The organism is Kitasatospora herbaricolor (genome assembly GCF_030813695.1).
GTDB classification, from domain to species: domain Bacteria; phylum Actinomycetota; class Actinomycetes; order Streptomycetales; family Streptomycetaceae; genus Kitasatospora; species Kitasatospora herbaricolor.
On record NZ_JAUSVA010000002.1, the window covers coordinates 7472685 to 7490476 of the forward strand.

A 17792-nucleotide genomic window follows, 5' to 3' on the forward strand; every position below is an offset into this window, starting at 1 on the left:
AGCGCAAAGCCGACAGCCGTCGCACCCAGGGAGAAGCCCCATGGCCACTGCAGCCACCCCGTCCACCGTCCAGCAGGAGCGCGCGAGCGCGCTGCGTGAAGCCCTCGCCACCCGGGTCGTGGTGGCGGACGGCGCGATGGGCACCATGCTCCAGGCGCAGGACCCGACGCTGGAGGACTTCCAGGACCTGGAGGGCTGCAACGAAGTCCTCAACATCACCCGCCCCGACATCGTGCGCTCCGTCCACGAGGCGTACTTCGCGGTGGGCGTGGACTGCGTGGAGACCAACACGTTCGGCGCCAACCTCTCGGCCCTGGGTGAGTACGACATTCCCGAGCGGATCTTCGAGCTGTCCGAGGCGGGTGCCCGGATCGCGCGCGAGGTGGCCGACTCCTACCAGGACGGACGCACCCGGTGGGTGCTCGGTTCGATCGGCCCGGGCACCAAGCTGCCCACCCTCGGCCACATCCCCTACGCGACGGTGCGGGACGGCTTCCGGCTGAACGCGGCCGGCCTGATCGCGGGCGGCGCCGACGCGCTCCTGGTGGAGACCAGCCAGGACCTGCTGCAGACCAAGGCCGCCATTCTCGGCAGCAAGCAGGCGCTGGCCGACGCCGGCCTGGACCTGCCGCTGATCGTCCAGGTCACGGTGGAGACCACCGGCACCATGCTGCTCGGCTCGGAGATCGGCGCCGCGCTCACCGCGCTGGAGCCGCTGGGCGTGGACTACATCGGCCTGAACTGCGCCACCGGCCCCGCCGAGATGAGCGAGCACCTGCGCTACCTGGCGAAGAACGCCCGGATCGGCCTGTCCTGCATGCCGAACGCCGGCCTCCCGGTGCTGGGGAAGGACGGCGCGCACTACCCGCTGTCCCCGGCCGAGCTGGCCGACGCCCACGACACCTTCACCCGCGAGTACGGCCTCTCGCTGGTCGGCGGCTGCTGCGGCACCACCCCCGAGCACCTGCGCCAGGTGGTCGAGCGGGTGCGCGGCCGGGAGATCGCCCCGCGCGACCCGCAGCCCGAGCCGTCCGCCTCCTCGCTCTACCAGTCGGTGCCGTTCCGCCAGGACACCTCCTACCTGGCGATCGGCGAGCGGACCAACGCCAACGGCTCCAAGAAGTTCCGCGATTCGATGCTGGCCGGCGACTGGCAGGCCTGCGTGGAGATCGCCCGTGAGCAGATCCGGGACGGCTCCCACCTGCTGGACCTCTGCGTCGACTACGTCGGCCGCGACGGCGTCGCCGACATGAAGGAGATCGCCGGCCGGCTGGCCACCGCCTCCACCCTGCCGATCGTGCTGGACTCCACCGAGACCGACGTGCTCCGGGCCGGTCTGGAGATGCTGGGCGGCCGCGCCCTGCTGAACTCGGTGAACTACGAGGACGGCGACGGCCCGGACACCCGCTTCGGCAAGGTCGCCGCGCTGGCCCGGGAGCACGGCGCCGGCCTGGTCGCGCTGACCATCGACGAGGAGGGCCAGGCCCGCACCGCCGAGAAGAAGGTCGCGATCGCCGAGCGGCTGATCGAGCAGCTGGGCCGCGAGTACGGCGTCGCCGAGCACGACATCCTGGTCGACTGCCTGGCCTTCACCCTCGGCACCGGGCAGGAGGAGTCCCGCCGGGACGGCATCGAGACCATCGAGGCGATCCGCGAGCTGAAGCGCCGCCACCCGGCCGTGCAGACCACCCTGGGCCTGTCCAACATCTCCTTCGGCCTCTCCCCGGCCGCCCGCCAGGTGATCAACTCGGTCTTCCTGAACGAGTGCGTCGAGGCCGGCCTGGACTCGGCGATCGTGCACGCCTCCAAGATCCTGCCGATGGCCCGGATCCCCGAGGAGCAGCGCAAGGTCGCCCTCGACCTGGTCTACGACCGCAGGTCCGAGGGCTACGACCCGCTGCAGCGCCTGCTGGAGCTGTTCGAGGGCGTCTCGGCGGCCTCCAGCGCCGCGTCGAAGGCCGAGGAGCTGGCGGCCCTGCCGCTGGAGGAGCGCCTGCAGCGACGGATCGTCGACGGCGAGCGCAAGGGCCTGGAGGCGGACCTCGACGAGGCGCTGACCGAGCGCCCCGCGCTGGAGATCGTCAACAGCACCCTGCTGGCCGGCATGAAGGTGGTCGGCGAGCTGTTCGGCTCCGGCCAGATGCAGCTGCCGTTCGTGCTCCAGTCGGCGGAGGTCATGAAGACCGCCGTCGCCCACCTGGAGCCGCACATGGAGAAGTCCGACGACGAGGGCAAGGGCACCATCGTGCTGGCCACCGTCAAGGGTGACGTCCACGACATCGGCAAGAACCTGGTCGACATCATCCTGTCGAACAACGGCTACACGGTCGTGAACCTGGGCATCAAGCAGCCCGTCTCGGCGATCCTGGACGCCGCGCAGGAGCACCGGGCCGACGTGATCGGGATGTCCGGCCTGCTGGTGAAGTCCACCGTGATCATGAAGGAGAACCTCCAGGAGCTGAACCAGCGGGGCCTCTCGGCCCAGTTCCCGGTGATCCTCGGCGGGGCCGCCCTGACCCGGGCCTACGTCGAGCAGGACCTGCACGAGATCTACGAGGGCGAGGTCCGCTACGCCCGGGACGCCTTCGAGGGCCTGCGGCTGATGGACGCGCTGATCGCGGTCAAGCGCGGCGTGCCCGGCGCGACCCTGCCGGAGCTGAAGCAGCGCCGGCACGCCCGGGTCGAGGTGCTGGAGGAGCCCGAGGAGAACCTCGGCCAGATCCGCTCCGACGTCGCGGTCGACAACCGGGTGCCCGAGCCGCCGTTCTGGGGCGACCGGATCGTCAAGGGCATCCCGTTCGCGGACTACGCCTCCTGGCTGGACGAGGACGCGCTGTTCAAGGGCCAGTGGGGCCTCAAGGCCGCGCGCAGCGGCGAGGGCCCCTCGTACGAGGAGCTGGTGGAGACCGAGGGCCGGCCGCGGCTGCGGATGTGGCTGGACCGGCTGCAGACCGAGGGCTGGCTGGAGGCGGCCGTGGTCTACGGCTACTACCCGGCCGCGTCCAAGGGCGACGACCTGCTGGTCTACAACGAGGACGGCAGCGAGCACACCCGGTTCACCTTCCCGCGCCAGCGGCGCGGGCGCCGGCTCTGCCTGGCGGACTTCTTCCGCCCGGAGGAGTCCGGCGAGAAGGACGTGCTGGGCCTGCAGGTGGTCACCATGGGCAACCGGATCTCGGAGGCCGCCAACGAGCTGTTCAAGGCGGACGCCTACCGCGACTACCTGGAGCTGCACGGCCTGTCGGTGCAGCTGGCCGAGGCGCTCGCCGAGTTCTGGCACGCCCGGGTCCGCTTCGAGCTGGGCTTCTCCGGCGAGGACCCGCAGGACGTCAAGGACATGTTCGCGCTGAAGTACCGGGGCGCGCGGTTCTCGCTCGGCTACGGGGCCTGCCCGGAGCTGGAGGACCGTGCCAAGATCGCCGAGCTGCTGAAGCCGGAGCGGATCGGCGTGGTGCTCTCCGAGGAGTTCCAGCTCCACCCGGAGCAGTCCACCGACGCGATCGTCATCCACCACCCGGAGGCGAAGTACTTCAACGCGCGCTGACCCGCGGAGCCCGGCGCCGGCCGCCGCGGCCCTTCAACGCGCGGTAGCCCGGATGTCGCACAGCGTTCGCCGCATTTCGGCGCGGGCGGCGTATCCTGGATCATCCTGAACGGGCCGGTCCGCTCACCAGCGGGCCGGCCTGTGCCATCCCCGGAGGCAGATCCGGGTGTGCGCGAACGGAAGGACTCCCACCATGACGACCATCTCCACCGCCGCCCGCACCCTCGACCACGGCAACGGGCAAGGCCTCCAGGCGGTGCTGCTGGACATGGACGGGACGCTGGTCGACACCGAGGACTTCTGGTGGCAGGCGGAGGTCTCGCTCTTCGCCGAACTGGGCTACGCGCTGGACGAGAACGACCGGGCCCACGTGGTCGGCGGCCCGATGAGCCGGGTGATCGACTACCTGATCTCCAGCACCGGCGTCGACCTCGCGCCGGCCGACCTCACCACGCTGATCAACCAGCGGTTCGTGGACCTGCTGGGCGGCGGGGTGCCGCTGATGCCGGGCGCCGAACGGCTGCTCAACACGCTGGCCGCGCACGGCGTCCCTGCGGCCCTGGTGTCGGCCTCGCACCGGCACATCATCGACATCGTGCTGGCCACCCTCGGCGCCCACCACTTCGCCTTCTCGCTCGCGGGGGACGAGGTGCCGCGCACCAAGCCGCACCCGGACCCGTACCTGGAGGCGGTCCGCCGCTTCGGCGCCGAGCCGGCCCGCTGCGTGGTGGTGGAGGACGCCCCGACCGGGGTGCGTTCCGCCGAGGCGGCCGGCTGCCCGGTGATCGCGGTGCCGTCGGTGGCGGCGATCGAGCCGGCTCCCGGCCGGCTGGTGCTGCCCTCGCTGGAGCAGGTCGATCTGGAGCTGCTGCGCTCGCTGGTGGCCTCGCGGGTCTGAGCCGTGGGGTCGGCGGATGCCGGTGGCCGTCCGGAGGTGTGACGGGCGGGGCCGGCTGCTCCGCCGGCCTGCCCGGGTGGGCGGCCGTGGGGTCTTCGGGCGTGTCCGCGCGGTGTCCGTGCGGGCCTGGCCGGACCTGTCGCGGGACGGGCCGGACGGACCCGCGCCGGCCGGCCGCGCCGGTACGACCGACGGGGCGCGGCTGTCCCGATCTGACGGTTCCGATGTGATTGTCGTCTCATTGTCAACTCCTGGTACCGACCGGTAACTCGGGCCGGCCGGCGGGACGCGCTCGTCAGCCGGGGAGAAATCGGGCATTGCCTGACAACTCGTCGGTTCGGACGCCGCTGCCGGCCGGACGGGAGTTCGATCAGGGCCCGCACGAGTGGGGGCGATCCCCGGCCGATGTGGCACGCTACTTCCGATCGATTCCCCTCGGCGGTCGCCCCCAGCCGGACAACCATCCCGGCCGGACGACCGCTGTCGCCCCACACCCTCATGTCGCGCGCCACCACCGAAGACGGGCAACCCCGTCGGGCCCGTGGGCGCGCGGCACCCGGCCGCACCGGCGCACTCCCGATCGGGAGCGGCAGCGCGGAGGCCACCGGCACACACCGCCGGCCGCACCGAGAAGGACGCCACCCGCATGACTTCAGCTCAACGACTGGCAGCGCTCACCTGTGCCGGACTGGTCGCCACCACCGTCGCGGGCTGCGGCTCCGTCACCAAGGCCGTCACGGGTTCGGACCCGGGCGGGGCGATCGTGATGGGCACCACGAGCGTCACCAACGTGCTGGACCCGGCCGGTGCCTACGACAACGGCTCCTGGCTGCTGCTGCACAACACCTTCCAGTCGCTGCTGAAGTTCCCCGCCGGCAGCTCCGCGCCGAGCCCGGACGCCGCGCAGTCCTGTGAGTTCACCGGGGCCGACGCCACCACCTACCACTGCACCCTGCGGACCGGCCTGAAGTTCTCCAACGGCCACCCGCTGACCGCCCAGGACGTGGTCTTCTCCATCGAGCGGATGAAGAAGATCAAGGACGACAACGGTCCGTCCTCGCTGCTCGACTCCATCAAGTCGGTGGAGGCCAAGGGCGACACCGAGGTGACCTTCCAGCTCACCCAGCCGGACGCGGTGCTGCCGGCCAAGCTGGCCAGCTCGGCCGGCGCGATCGTCGACCACCAGGTCTTCCCGGCCGACAAGCTGCTGCCCAACGACAAGCTGGTCGGCTCCGGCCCGTACAAGATCGACAGCCTGGAGACGATGGCCTCGGACGGCGGCACCAAGGTGCCCGGCAAGGTCACCCTGGTCGCCAACGACCAGTTCAGCGGCGACGAGAAGCTGCGGAACAAGAAGTTCACCCTGCGGTACTTCCTCAAGGGCTCGGACCTCAAGACCGCCCTGGACACCGGCGAGGTCGACCTCACCGACAACAGCCTCGACCCGGGCGCGGGCGCCCAGTACCTGGCGGACCAGCAGGCCGGCAAGACGGCGGTCCAGGTCGCCGACGGCGACAGCTCCGAGACCCGCTACCTGGCTTTCAACACCAAGGACGCCGTCACCGGCAACCCCGCGGTGCGCCAGGCCGTGGCCCAGCTGCTGGACCGCAAGGTGCTGGCCCGTGACGTCTACGCCCGCACCGTCCAGCCGCTCTACTCGGTGGTCCCCGCCGGGGTGGCCGGCCACAACACCGCCTTCTTCGACAAGTACGGCGACCCGGACGTGGCGAAGGCCAAGCAGATCCTGACCGCGGCCAAGGTGGCCCTGCCGGTCAAGCTGAGCCTCACCTGGTCCAGGGCGCGGGCCGAGGGCGCCGAGGCCGCCGAGATGAAGAAGCAGCTGGAGGCGAGCGGCCTCTTCCAGGTGACGGTCACGCAGGAGGCCGACTGGGAGAAGTTCAAGAAGGGCTGGAAGGCCGGCAGCTACCAGGCCTACACGATCGGCTGGACGGCCGACTACCCGGACCCGGACAACTTCGTCGCCCCGCTGGTCGTCGACGGCGGCGCCTACCACACCGGCTGGAACGATCCCCGGATCAGTGACAAGCTGCTGCCGGAGAGCCTCAAGCAGGTCGACCGGGCCGCCGCCGGCGCCGTCTTCGCGCAGATGCAGAACATCACCGCCGAGGGCGTCCCGCTGATCCCGATCTTCCAGGCGAAGTCCTTCTACGCCTTCCGCTCCAACATCACGGGTGTGGAGTCCACGGTCGACACCACCGGCGTGTTCCGGTTCTGGGAGATCGGCCGCAGCAAGTAGCAGGGCCGCGTCCCCGCAGACCGGTGGCCCGTCCGCCCCTCCTGGTGCAAGGGGGCGGCCGGGCCACCCTCATGTCCGGGGCCGGCCCCGCCCGCGGGCCTGACGCACGGTCGGCCTGACACACGGACGCAAGGGACGCACGGTCGGTCGGACGCGCCCCGCCCGGCCCGACGCGGAAGGCCGGGCACCCGTCGGTGCCCGGCCCCGCCGCCCGATCGCGTTCCTACAGCGCGCCAGGGCGCACCAGCCCGCTCTCGTAGGCGTACACCGCCGCCTGCACCCGGTCGCGCAGCTGAAGCTTGGTCAGCACATGGCCGACATGGGTCTTGACCGTGGTCTCGCTGACGAAGAGTTCGGCCGCGATCTCGGCGTTCGACAGGCCGCGGGCGACCAGCCGGAGCACCTCCAGCTCACGCTCCGTCAGCGCGGTGAGGGCCTGCGGCGGCGCCTCGTCCCCGGACGGGAGCTTGGTGGCGTACATGTCCAGCAGTCGGCGGGTGATGCTCGGGGCGAGCATCGCGGCGCCGTCGGCGACCACCCGGATCGCCTGCACCAGCTCCTCGGCCGGGACGTCCTTGAGCAGGAAGCCGCTGGCCCCCGCCCGCAGCGCCTCGACCACGTACTCGTCCAGGTCGAAGGTGGTCAGCACGAGGACCTTGGCCGGGCCGTCGCGGCCGGGGCCGGCGATCCGGCGGGTGGCCTCCACGCCGTCCATCCGGGGCATCCGGATGTCCATCAGCACCACGTCGGGCTGCAGCGCCCGGACCTGGTCCAGCGCCTGCTGGCCGTCGCCGGCCTCGCCGACCACTACCAGGTCGGACTCGGCCTCCAGGATCATCCGGAAGCCGGTGCGGAGCAGTGGCTGGTCGTCGACCAGCAGCACTCGGATCGTCACCTAGGACTCCTTGCTCAGGTGCTCGTCCGACCCCTGCGGCGCCACGGCGGCGGGGTCGTCCTCGTCGGATCGGGTGGCGGGCGCGGAGCCGTCCCGCGCGGCCGGCACGCCACCGGCCGGCACGCCCGCCGCCGGCGGTCCGGCCAGCGGGAGCGGGTACGGCGGGGGAGTGCCGCCGAACTCCGGGCAGCTCGCCTTGTGGTCGCACCAGTCGCAGAGCCGGTTCCTGGTGGCCGGGAACTCGCCCGTGGCCACCGCCTGCGAGATGGTTTCCCAGAGCGCCATGAGCTTGCGCTCCACCGCGCGCAGGTCCGCCTCGTCCGGGTCGTACGACACCACGTCGCCGCCCCCGCCCAGGTAGACCAGCTGCAGGCGCTTGGGGATCACGCCCTTCCAGCGCCACACCACCAGGGCGTAGAACTTCATCTGGAACATGGCCTTGCCCTCGAAGTCCCGCGAGGGCGCCCGGCCGGTCTTGTAGTCGACCAGCCGCACCTCACCGGTCGGCGCGACGTCCACCCGGTCGATGTAGCCGCGCAGCAGCAGGCCCGACTCCAGCGCGGTCTCCACGTACAGCTCGCGCTCGACGGGGTGCAGCCGGGTCGGGTCCTCCAGCCGGAACCACTGGCCGATCAGCTTCTCGGCGTCGGCCAGCCAGCGGGTCAGCGCGGCGCCGTCCGGCTCGGCGGCGCCGCCCTCGGCGCCGCCGAACAGGCCGGCCAGCTCGGGGCGCTCGCCCAGCAGCCGCTCCCACTGCGGGCGCAGCAGGCCGAGCGCGCGCTCGTGGGTCCGCTCCGCGGCGGGGCTGTCGAAGAGCCGTTCCAGGACGGCGTGGACGAGGGTGCCCCGGGTGGCGGCCGGGCTCGGCGGCTCGGGCAGCTTGTCGATCACCCGGAGCCGGTAGAGCAGCGGACAGGTCAGGAAGTCCCCCGCACGCGACGGGGACAGCCCGGTCGGGGGCGCGGCCCGGCGGGCCGGCGCCTCGACGGTCGGGCCGTGGTCGGTCTGGTGCATGCCCCGACCCTATGGCCCAACGCTGTCATTCCGCTGCCACGGCGCTGACACGGCCGGCACTGGGGAGGGCCGGACACGGGTATGAGACCCCCAGGAGGGGCGGGCGCCGGATTCCGCCGGAGATCACGTAGCGTGGGCGGACGGCGCGGCCACGACGGGGACGACGAGCTGAAGGGACACCGGTGAGCGACACCAGGGGGCAGCAGACCTCCGAACAGCCACCGCCCGGCGGGGCGCCCGGCCCGGGCACGCCCCCGGCCGGCGGGCCCGGACCGCGCGGCGGCATCCTGATGGGCCGCCCGTTCGGCGTGCCGGTCTACGTCACCCCGTCCTGGTTCGTCATCGCCGCGCTGATCACCTGGATCTTCGGCGGGCAGCTCGCCCGGGTGCTGCCCGAGCTCGGCGGCACCCGCTACCTGGTCGCGCTGTCCTTCGCGATCGCCTTCTACGCCTCGGTCCTGGTGCACGAGCTGGCGCACACGCTGGTCGCGCTGCGCTACAGGCTCGGGGTCCGCCGGATCCAGCTGCAGTTCCTCGGCGGCATCTCGGAGATCGAGAACGAGGCGCAGACCCCTGCCCGCGAGTTCTGGCTGGCCTTCGCCGGGCCGCTGCTCTCCGTCGTGCTCGGCGGGGTGTTCCTGGCGGCCGGCCGGCTGGTGGAGCTCTCCAGCGTCCCCGGGGTGCTGCTGGCCGGGCTGATGGTCAGCAACCTCGTGGTCGCCGTCTTCAACCTGCTGCCCGGCCTGCCGCTGGACGGCGGCCGGATGCTGCGCGCCGTCGTCTGGGGCCTGACCGGCCGCCCGATGGCCGGCACCGTGGCGGCCTCCTGGGCCGGCCGGGCGCTGGCCGTCGCCGTGCTGATCGGCCTGCCGCTGTTCAGTGCCTCGCGGGACGACGGCGGACGCACGGGGACGGACACCCTGATCGACGCGGCGCTGGCCGCGATCCTGGCCGCGATCATCTGGAACGGCGCGGTCGGGGGCCTGCGCGGCGCCCGGCTGAAGGAGGCGCTGCCCGGCCTGCGGCTGCGGGAGCTGGCCCGGCGGGCCGTCCCGGTCACCGCCGACACGCCGCTGGGGGAGGCGCTGCGCCGGGCCCGGGAGGCCGGGGCCGGCGCCGTCCTGGTGGTGGACGGGCTGGGGGCGCCGATCGCCCTGGTCCGGGAGTCCGCGGTGCGGGCGGTGCCCGAGCACCGCCGTCCGTGGATCGCGGTCGGCGCCCTCGCGCGCGACCTGGAGCCGGGCCTGCGGCTGTCGGCCGACCTGTCCGGCGAAGACCTGCTGCGAGCCCTGCGGGCGACCCCGGCCAGCGAGTACCTGGTGGTCGAGCCGGACGGGTCCGCGTACGGGGTGCTGGCGCTGACCGACGTGGAGCAGCGGCTCAGCAAGGCCGTCGCGGGCCGCTGAGGAGCGTCCGCGGACCGTCCCGTCCGGGGCTGCCGAGGAGCCCGGACGAGGCGTCCGGAGCCGTCGGACGGCCCTCGCCGGGCGGCCGGCGTGACCACAGTGATCACTGTGGTCGGTGGGGCGGCTGTCAGCCCTTAGAATTGTCCGCATGTCCGAACCGACCGGTGCCACCCGCCGACGCGGGCCCTTCCAGGTCGGGGACCAGGTCCAGCTGACCGACCCCAAGGGCCGCCACTACACGTTCACGCTCCAGGCCGGGAACCAGTTCCACACCCACAAGGGTGCGTTCCCCCACGACGAGCTGATCGGCGCCCCCGAGGGCACGGTCGTGCGCACCACGGGCAACGTCCCGTACCTCGCGCTGCGCCCCCTGCTCCCCGACTACGTCCTGTCCATGCCCCGCGGCGCCGCCGTGATCTACCCCAAGGACGCGGGGCAGATCCTGGCGATGGCCGACATCTTCGCCGGCGCCCGCGTGGTCGAGGCCGGCGTCGGCTCCGGCGCGCTCAGCACCTACCTGCTGCGCGCCGTCGGCGACACCGGCCTGCTGGCCTCCTACGAGCGCCGCCAGGACTTCGCGGACATCGCCAAGGGCAATGTCGAGCGCTACTTCGGCGGCCCGCACCCGGCCTGGAAGCTCACCGTCGGTGACCTCCAGGACAACCTGGTCGAGGCCGACGTCGACCGCGTCATCCTCGACATGCTCGCCCCCTGGGAATGCCTGGACGTCGCCTCCAAGGCGCTCGTCCCCGGCGGTCTGATCTGCTGCTACGTGGCCACCACCACGCAGATGTCCAAGACCGTCGAGGCGCTGCGCGACCACGGCACCTTCACCGAGCCGCAGGCCTGGGAGACCATGGTCCGCACCTGGCACCTGGAGGGCCTGGCCGTCCGCCCGGACCACCGCATGATCGGCCACACCGGCTTCCTGCTGACCTCCCGCCGCCTCGCGGACGGCGTCGAGCCGCCGCTGCGCCGCCGTCGCCCGGCCAAGGGCGCGTACGGCGAGGAGTACGACAACGGGGCCCCCGAGCAGAGCCTCCAGGAACGGGCCGCCGCCCGCGCCGCCGCCAGGGCCACCGGCACGGACGCGTCCGGCGCGCCGGACCTGGGCTGACCGCGGGACACCACCGCGAGACCACCGCGAGGGGCGGTACGAAGGGCTCAGGCCCTCCGTACCGCCCCTCGTGTCGTCGCAGGTGGGGCGAGCCCCGGCGGCCGTCCGACCCCCTGTGGGGGCCGCCGGCGGCGTGTGGGAGGATGCTCGCTCACAGACACCCGCCGTGCCCGGCGAGGGCACCGTACCGGTGGAGGGGAACTCCTGGTGGAAGCAGCGGTCGGGACGGCGTTGGCCGAGGGGACGACCGGGGGAGGTGCCCGGCCGCCGGCCGGGCCGGGGCACGCCCGTCCCGGCGTGAAGCACTGGGCGGTGGTGGCCGCCGGCTGCGCCGCGGTGGTGGCCGGTGCGCTCGCGGCGGGCCCGGCGTCCGGAACGCCCGGGCCGATACGCACGGCCCCCAGGGCCCTGCCGGCCGCCGAGGCACCCGATCCGGCCAAGGCCGAACTTCCCCTCGACTGCGGACCCTTCCCGGTGAAGATCTCGGTGCACTTCGGCGCCGACCTGGGGGACGGCAAGCCCGGCACGGTGGCCGCCGCCCACTGCGACGCCGAGAACGGCACCCCGCCGGACGCGGTCTACCTGCTCGGCCCGGGCCAGGACGGCAGGCCTGTGGTGCTCGCCACCCTGCTCTCGGAGCAGGAGAACCTGACGGTGAGCAGGCTGACCCTGCGCAGTGACGGTGTCGTCACCGGCCACGCCCAGGGTTACTCCTCGGACGACGTCCCGCGGTTCAGCCCGGACGTCTCACTCGACCTCACCTGGGCCCGCCAGGGCGGCCGCTGGACCCGCACCCAGACCCCGGCCCCGCCCGCCCGGGCCTGACGCCCGCCGAACCCCCGCGGGGCAGGTCCCGCACCCGCGGCGCCCGGCACCGCCGGCCGTCGACCCGACCTGCCCCCGCCGCCGTCCGCCCCGCCGTCGCCGACCCGCGGCAGGCCACGGCCGCGAGCGGGCCGGAAGGTGCGCGCCCCTACCGCCCCGGGAGGCGAACCGAGCCCTAATCAGCAGCCTCGGGCCCGTACACCTCGACCTGGTCCGCCACCCGGCGTACGTGGATGCAGTCGCCCGGGCACTCCTTGGCCGAGTCCACCACGTCCTGAAGCAGGGTCAGCGGCACCGGCGCCGTGTCGCCCGGCTGCTGGCGCAGCTCGTCGTCCGCGCCCTTCACGTACGCGAGGCCGTCGATGTCCAGCTCGAAGACCTCCGGCGCGTACTGCACACAGATGCCGTCGCCGGTGCAGAGATCCTGGTCGATCCACACCTCCAGCGGCTCGCCCGCTGCCGTCGCCTCACCGGTCACCGACATGTCTCCTGCCGTTCTGTCCCGGGTCGCCCCGTAATCGGGGGCAATCCCGCCATTCGTACAACGATCCGACCGGCACTCGTGGTCGCGATCGGATATCGACTCGCTCGACGATACATCTGGTCCGCTTTGGCCGGTGCGCGGTGGGTATCTCTTAAAGCAGAGGGGAAGCACGCGAGGGCGAAGATCGGACACGCCCGTTCCATCTTTCTTGATCTAGGGGTTTACATACCCCTGGTCCCAGGTAGGGTCTGGAAGCGTCCAGCTCCCCGGAGGAGGTGAGGACCGTGGCAGCCCACGATGACGACTACAACCGCAGCCCTGGCAGGCCCGCTCGTGGTTCCGACGAGGCCGCTCAGGTCTCGTACCTCGAGCAGGAAATCGCTGTCCTGCGCCGCAAGCTCGCCGACTCGCCGCGCAATTCGAGAATCCTCGAAGAGCGGATCGTCGAGCTCCAGACCAACCTGGCCGGCGTGACCGCCCAGAACGAACGGCTCGCCTCCACCCTTCGGGAGGCCCGCGACCAGATCGTGGCCCTCAAGGAGGAAGTGGACAGGCTGGCCCAGCCCCCCGCCGGATTCGGCACCTTCCTCGACCAGAACGAGGACGGCACCGCAGACATCTTCACCGGCGGTCGCAAGCTGCGCGTCAACGTCAGCCCGAGCGTCGAGCTCGACGAGCTGCGCCGCGGCCAGGAAGTGATGCTCAACGAGGCCCTCAACATCGTGGACGCGATGGCCTTCGAGAGCATCGGCGACATCGTCACCCTCAAGGAAGTCCTTGAGGACGGCGAGCGCGCGCTGGTCACCGGGCACACCGACGAGGAGCGGGTGGTCCGGCTCGCCGAACCGCTGCGCGACATCACCCTGCGTCCGGGCGACGCCCTCCTGCTGGAGTCCCGCTCCGGCTACGTCTACGAGGTCGTGCCCAAGTCGGAGGTCGAGGACCTGGTCCTCGAGGAGGTCCCCGACATCGACTACCGGCAGATCGGCGGTCTGGCCAACCAGATCGAGCAGATCCGCGACGCGGTCGAACTGCCCTACCTGCACGCCGACCTGTTCAAGGAGTACGAGCTCCGGCCGCCGAAGGGCGTCCTGCTCTACGGCCCTCCCGGCTGTGGCAAGACGCTGATCGCCAAGGCGGTGGCGAACTCGCTCGCCAAGAAGGTCGCCGAGGTCACCGGCCGCCCGCAGGGCAAGAGCTACTTCCTCAACATCAAGGGCCCCGAGCTCCTCAACAAGTACGTCGGCGAGACCGAGCGGCAGATCCGCCTGGTCTTCCAGCGGGCTCGTGAGAAGGCCGGCGAGGGCACGCCCGTCATCGTCTTCTTCGACGAGATGGAGTCGCTCTTCCGCACCCGCGGCTCGGGTGTCAGCTCGGACGTGGAGAACACCATCGTCCCGCAGCTGCTGGCCGAGATCGACGGTGTGGAGGGCCTGGAGAACGTCATCGTGATCGGTGCCTCGAACCGTGAGGACATGATCGACCCGGCGATCCTGCGGCCCGGCCGGCTGGACGTCAAGATCAAGATCGAGCGTCCGGACGCCGAGGCGGCCAAGGACATCTTCTCGAAGTACCTCAAGGACTCGCTGCCCTTCCACCCCGACGACCTCAAGGAGCACGACGGCTCGGTGGACTCCACCGTGGCGGCGATGATCCAGGCGGTGGTCGAGCGGATGTACACCGAGACCGAGGAGAACCGCTTCCTGGAGGTCACCTACGCCAACGGTGACAAGGAGGTCCTGTACTTCAAGGACTTCAACTCCGGCGCCATGATCCAGAACATCGTGGACCGGGCGAAGAAGATGGCCATCAAGGACTTCCTCGACCACGGCCAGCGCGGTCTGCGCGTCTCCCACCTGCTCGCCGCCTGCGTGGACGAGTTCAAGGAGAACGAGGACCTGCCCAACACCACCAACCCGGACGACTGGGCCCGTATCTCCGGCAAGAAGGGTGAGCGGATCGTCTTCATCCGCACGCTCGTCACCGGCAAGCAGGGTGCCGAGTCCGGCCGCTCCATCGACACCGTGGCCAACACGGGGCAGTACCTCTAACCAGGTCCCTCCCCGTTCCGCCGACCCCGTCCGGCTGTGGCGCCTCGCGGCCCCGCAGCCGGACGGCGCGTCTCAGGGCCGGCCTGTCGGTGCGGCGTTCTAGGCTCTACCCACCGTTCGCGGGCGTCCGGCCCGGGAGGGTGCTGTTCAGCGGTACGTCAGTGCGTTCCGCCCGTGGGGGGCGGCGCACAGGGCAAGGAGGGCCGCATGACCGTACGGCGCGTGATGGGGATCGAGACCGAGTACGGAATCTCCGTACCCGGGCACCCGAACGCCAACGCCATGCTCACCTCGTCCCAGATCGTCAACGCGTACGCGGCGGCGATGCACCGGGCTCGGCGGGCCCGCTGGGACTTCGAGGAGGAGAATCCGCTGCGCGACGCCCGGGGCTTCGACCTCGCGCGGGACGTCGCCGACGCCAGCCAGCTGACCGACGAGGACATCGGTCTGGCCAACATCATCCTCACCAACGGGGCCCGGTTCTACGTGGACCACGCCCATCCGGAGTACAGCTCGCCCGAGGTCACCAACCCGCGCGACGCCGTGCTCTGGGACAAGGCCGGCGAGCGGATCATGGCGGCCGCCGCGGCGCGCGCCCTGGAGCTGCCCAACGGGCAGACCATCCACCTGTACAAGAACAACACGGACAACAAGGGCGCCTCCTACGGCACCCACGAGAACTACCTGATGAAGCGGTCGACGCCGTTCGCCGACATCGTCCGCCACCTCACGCCGTTCTTCGTCTCCCGCCAGGTGGTCACCGGCGCCGGCCGGGTGGGCCTGGGCCAGGACGGCTCGGTGCACGGCTTCCAGCTGAGCCAGCGCGCCGACTACTTCGAGGTCGAGGTCGGTCTGGAGACGACCCTCAAGCGCCCGATCATCAACACCCGCGACGAACCGCACGCCGACGCCGAGAAGTACCGCCGGCTGCACGTGATCATCGGGGACGCCAACCTCTCCGAGATCTCCACCTACCTCAAGCTGGGCACCACGGCGCTGGTCCTGTCGATGATCGAGGACGCCTTCATCGCCTCCGACCTCGCCGTCGACCAGCCCGTGCGGACCCTGCACCGGGTCTCCCACGACTCCACCCTGAAGCACCTGATCACACTGCGCAGCGGGCGCCGGCTGACCGCCGTCCAGCTCCAGATGGAGTACTGCGAGCTGGCCCGCAAGTACGTCGAGGACCGCTTCGGCAACGACGCGGACGAGCAGACCGTGGACGTGCTGGCCCGCTGGGAGGACGTCCTCGGGCGGCTGGAGCGCGATCCGATGAGCCTGTCCCGGCAGCTGGACTGGGTGGCCAAGAAGGAGATCCTGGAGGGCTACCGCAGCCGCGACGGGGTCGGCTGGGACAGCTCCCGGCTGCAGCTGGTCGACCTGCAGTACAGCGACGTCCGGGCGGAGAAGGGCCTCTACAACCGCCTGGTGGCCCGTGGGCGGTTCGAACGGCTGGTCACCGAGGAGGAGGTCCAGCGGGCGGCCGCCAAGCCCCCGGAGGACACCAGGGCGTACTTCCGCGGCCGCTGCCTGGAGCAGTACGCCGAGCACGTCGCGGCGGCCTCCTGGGACTCGGTCATCTTCGACCTGCCCGGCCGGGACTCGCTCCAGCGGGTGCCCACCCTGGAGCCCCTGCGCGGGACGCGCAACCACGTCAAGGAGCTGCTGGACCGCTGCCGCACGGCCGAGGACCTGGTCCGGGTGCTCTCCGGCGACCGCGGCCAGGCCGGCACCTGAACGGCCCGCCGACCGCGTCCGTCCGGGTCACCCGGTAACTTTTCGATCACCACGGGTGAACGCCTCCTGAATGGGAATCATCCGGGGGAGCGCCGGACGTTGGACAGGAAGCGCCACACGCAAACCGGGAGCGATTCCCGCACCCGGTGTATAGGGTCGACGCAGTGGTGAAGACCCAGGAACACCAAGCCGTGCCAGACGAGTGAGCGGGGTGAGGGAAATGGCGGACAAGGACACCGGTGGCGGCCAGCAGCGGGCGAACCGTGCCTCCGAGGAGGTCGAGGAGCAGGCTGCGGAGGCGCAGAATTCCGAGGAGCTCCAGGAGCGCCAGGAAAAGCTGAGCGACGACGTCGACGCGGTCCTGGACGAAATCGACGAGGTCCTCGAGTCGAATGCCGAGGATTTCGTGCGGCAATTCGTCCAGAAGGGCGGCCAGTAGCGGCCCGGGCGCAGTCGGGAGGCCGGCCGGCAGAGCGGCCGGGAGGGCGGTCCGGGGCCCGCGGGAAGAGCGGCCCGGACCATTCGCGGAATTCACGGTTGCGACCGCCGAGGGCGGGCGGGCGGCGTCGGCCTCCCGTCCGCCCGGGTCCGCCCCCGTCTCAGGTGGATAGTGATCGCCGGGCGGGTAGGGTGCGGGCAGCGCGCGCTTCAAGCTACCTGGAAGGAATCGTGTGGAAGCCAACACTCGTGGCACCGGGCGTCTACCGGCTGCCTTCCTGACCCCCGGGTCCTCCTCGTTCATGGACTTCCTGGCGGAGCACTCGCCGGAGCTGATCCCCGGCCGCCGCAGCCTCCCGGAGGGGCTCACCGTCGAGGCGCCGCACGGGACGACGATCGTCTCGGCGGTCTTCGACGGCGGCGTGGTGATCGCCGGTGACCGGCGCGCCACCATGGGCAACGTGATCGCCCAGCGCGACATCGAGAAGGTCTTCCCGGCCGACGAGTACAGCGCGGTCGGCATCGCCGGCACCGCCGGCCTCGCCGTCGAGATGGTGCGGCTCTTCCAGCTGGAGCTGGAGCACTACGAGAAGATCGAGGGCACCGTGCTCTCCTTCGAGGGCAAGGCCAACCGGCTCACCACGATGATCCGCGGCAACCTGGGGATGGCCATGCAGGGCCTGGCGGTCGTCCCGCTCTTCGCGGGCTACGACCAGGACCTCGACCGCGGCCGGATCTTCACCTACGACGTCACCGGCGGCCGCTCCGAGGAGCGCGGCTTCGCCGCCACCGGCTCCGGCTCGGTGTTCGCCCGGGGCTCGATGAAGAAGCTCTACCGCGAGGGCCTCTCCTCGCAGCAGGCCTCGATGCTGGTCGTCCAGGCGCTCTACGACGCCGCCGACGACGACTCCGCGACCGGTGGGCCCGACCTGGCCCGCAAGATCTTCCCGATCGTCTCGCTGATCACCGAGGACGGCTTCCGCAGGCTGTCCGAGTCCGAGGTCTCCGGCATCGCGCACTCGATCACCGACAAGCGGCTGGAGCACCCCAACGGTCCGCAGGCACCGCTGATCTAGTCCCTCCGCCCGATCCACCTCCCGACCCTCCCTCCCCGCCCCCGGGCCGG

13 protein-coding genes and 1 pseudogene are annotated in these 17792 nt (G+C 71.6%); 11 read left to right on the forward strand and 3 right to left on the reverse strand.

Going from position 1 to position 17792, the window contains the following annotated elements:
- Positions 1-40: 40 nt before the first annotated feature.
- The 3 genes from metH (at position 41) to J2S46_RS32460 (ending at position 6699) form a co-directional block, all read left to right on the forward strand.
- Positions 41-3544 (forward strand): methionine synthase, encoded by a 3504-nt coding sequence (metH, locus tag J2S46_RS32450; protein ID WP_191288085.1) that lies wholly within the window; start codon positions 41-43, stop codon positions 3542-3544.
- 193 nt (positions 3545-3737) lie between these two features.
- Positions 3738-4442, forward strand: coding sequence for an HAD family hydrolase (locus J2S46_RS32455; protein ID WP_191288086.1), 705 nt, complete (start codon positions 3738-3740; stop codon positions 4440-4442).
- Between the two features lie 646 nt (positions 4443-5088).
- Complete coding sequence (locus J2S46_RS32460; RefSeq protein WP_191288087.1) at positions 5089-6699, forward strand: ABC transporter substrate-binding protein; 1611 nt, start codon at positions 5089-5091, stop codon at positions 6697-6699.
- A gap of 223 nt (positions 6700-6922) precedes the next feature.
- Here J2S46_RS32460 and J2S46_RS32465 read toward each other — a convergent pair whose 3' ends face one another.
- Positions 6923-7594 (reverse strand): response regulator, encoded by a 672-nt coding sequence (locus tag J2S46_RS32465; RefSeq protein ID WP_073921596.1) that lies wholly within the window; start codon positions 7592-7594, stop codon positions 6923-6925.
- Positions 7595-8608, reverse strand: a complete 1014-nt coding sequence (locus J2S46_RS32470) for a RecB family exonuclease (RefSeq protein ID WP_191288088.1) — start codon at positions 8606-8608, stop codon at positions 7595-7597.
- 182 nt (positions 8609-8790) lie between these two features.
- On the opposite strand from J2S46_RS32470, the gene J2S46_RS32475 reads away from it, so the two are divergent.
- The 3 genes from J2S46_RS32475 (at position 8791) to J2S46_RS32485 (ending at position 11956) form a co-directional block, all read left to right on the forward strand.
- Positions 8791-10014 (forward strand): site-2 protease family protein, encoded by a 1224-nt coding sequence (locus J2S46_RS32475; RefSeq protein ID WP_229912038.1) that lies wholly within the window; start codon positions 8791-8793, stop codon positions 10012-10014.
- A gap of 148 nt (positions 10015-10162) precedes the next feature.
- Complete coding sequence (locus J2S46_RS32480) at positions 10163-11131, forward strand: tRNA (adenine-N1)-methyltransferase (RefSeq protein WP_191288089.1); 969 nt, start codon at positions 10163-10165, stop codon at positions 11129-11131.
- A 297-nt stretch (positions 11132-11428) separates the two neighbouring features.
- Positions 11429-11956, forward strand: coding sequence for a hypothetical protein (locus J2S46_RS32485; protein ID WP_307352003.1), 528 nt, complete (start codon positions 11429-11431; stop codon positions 11954-11956).
- A gap of 175 nt (positions 11957-12131) precedes the next feature.
- Here the strand turns inward: J2S46_RS32485 and J2S46_RS32490 are convergent, their stop codons facing one another.
- Positions 12132-12440, reverse strand: coding sequence for a ferredoxin (locus J2S46_RS32490; RefSeq protein WP_191288091.1), 309 nt, complete (start codon positions 12438-12440; stop codon positions 12132-12134).
- Between the two features lie 284 nt (positions 12441-12724).
- Between J2S46_RS32490 and arc the strand changes: the two genes are divergently transcribed.
- The 5 genes and pseudogenes from arc to prcB all read left to right on the forward strand — a co-directional run bounded on the left by arc (position 12725) and on the right by prcB (position 17742).
- On the forward strand, positions 12725-14491 hold the full coding sequence (gene arc, locus J2S46_RS32495) for a proteasome ATPase (protein ID WP_191288092.1): 1767 nt from the start codon (positions 12725-12727) through the stop codon (positions 14489-14491).
- Between the two features lie 207 nt (positions 14492-14698).
- Positions 14699-16228: a depupylase/deamidase Dop gene (dop, locus tag J2S46_RS32500; protein WP_191288093.1), complete on the forward strand. Its 1530-nt coding sequence runs from the start codon at positions 14699-14701 to the stop codon at positions 16226-16228.
- Between the two features lie 220 nt (positions 16229-16448).
- The gene (locus tag J2S46_RS32505) at positions 16449-16667 is read left to right on the forward strand and encodes a ubiquitin-like protein Pup (protein WP_073921837.1); all 219 of its coding nucleotides are present in this window, start codon (positions 16449-16451) and stop codon (positions 16665-16667) included.
- A gap of 152 nt (positions 16668-16819) precedes the next feature.
- Positions 16820-16948, forward strand: a pseudogene (locus J2S46_RS41055) (endonuclease VII domain-containing protein); the annotation flags it as partial.
- Complete coding sequence (gene prcB / locus J2S46_RS32510) at positions 16900-17742, forward strand: proteasome subunit beta (protein WP_191288094.1); 843 nt, start codon at positions 16900-16902, stop codon at positions 17740-17742. The pseudogene J2S46_RS41055 and the gene prcB, both read left to right, overlap by 49 nt.
- Positions 17743-17792 lie beyond the last annotated feature (50 nt).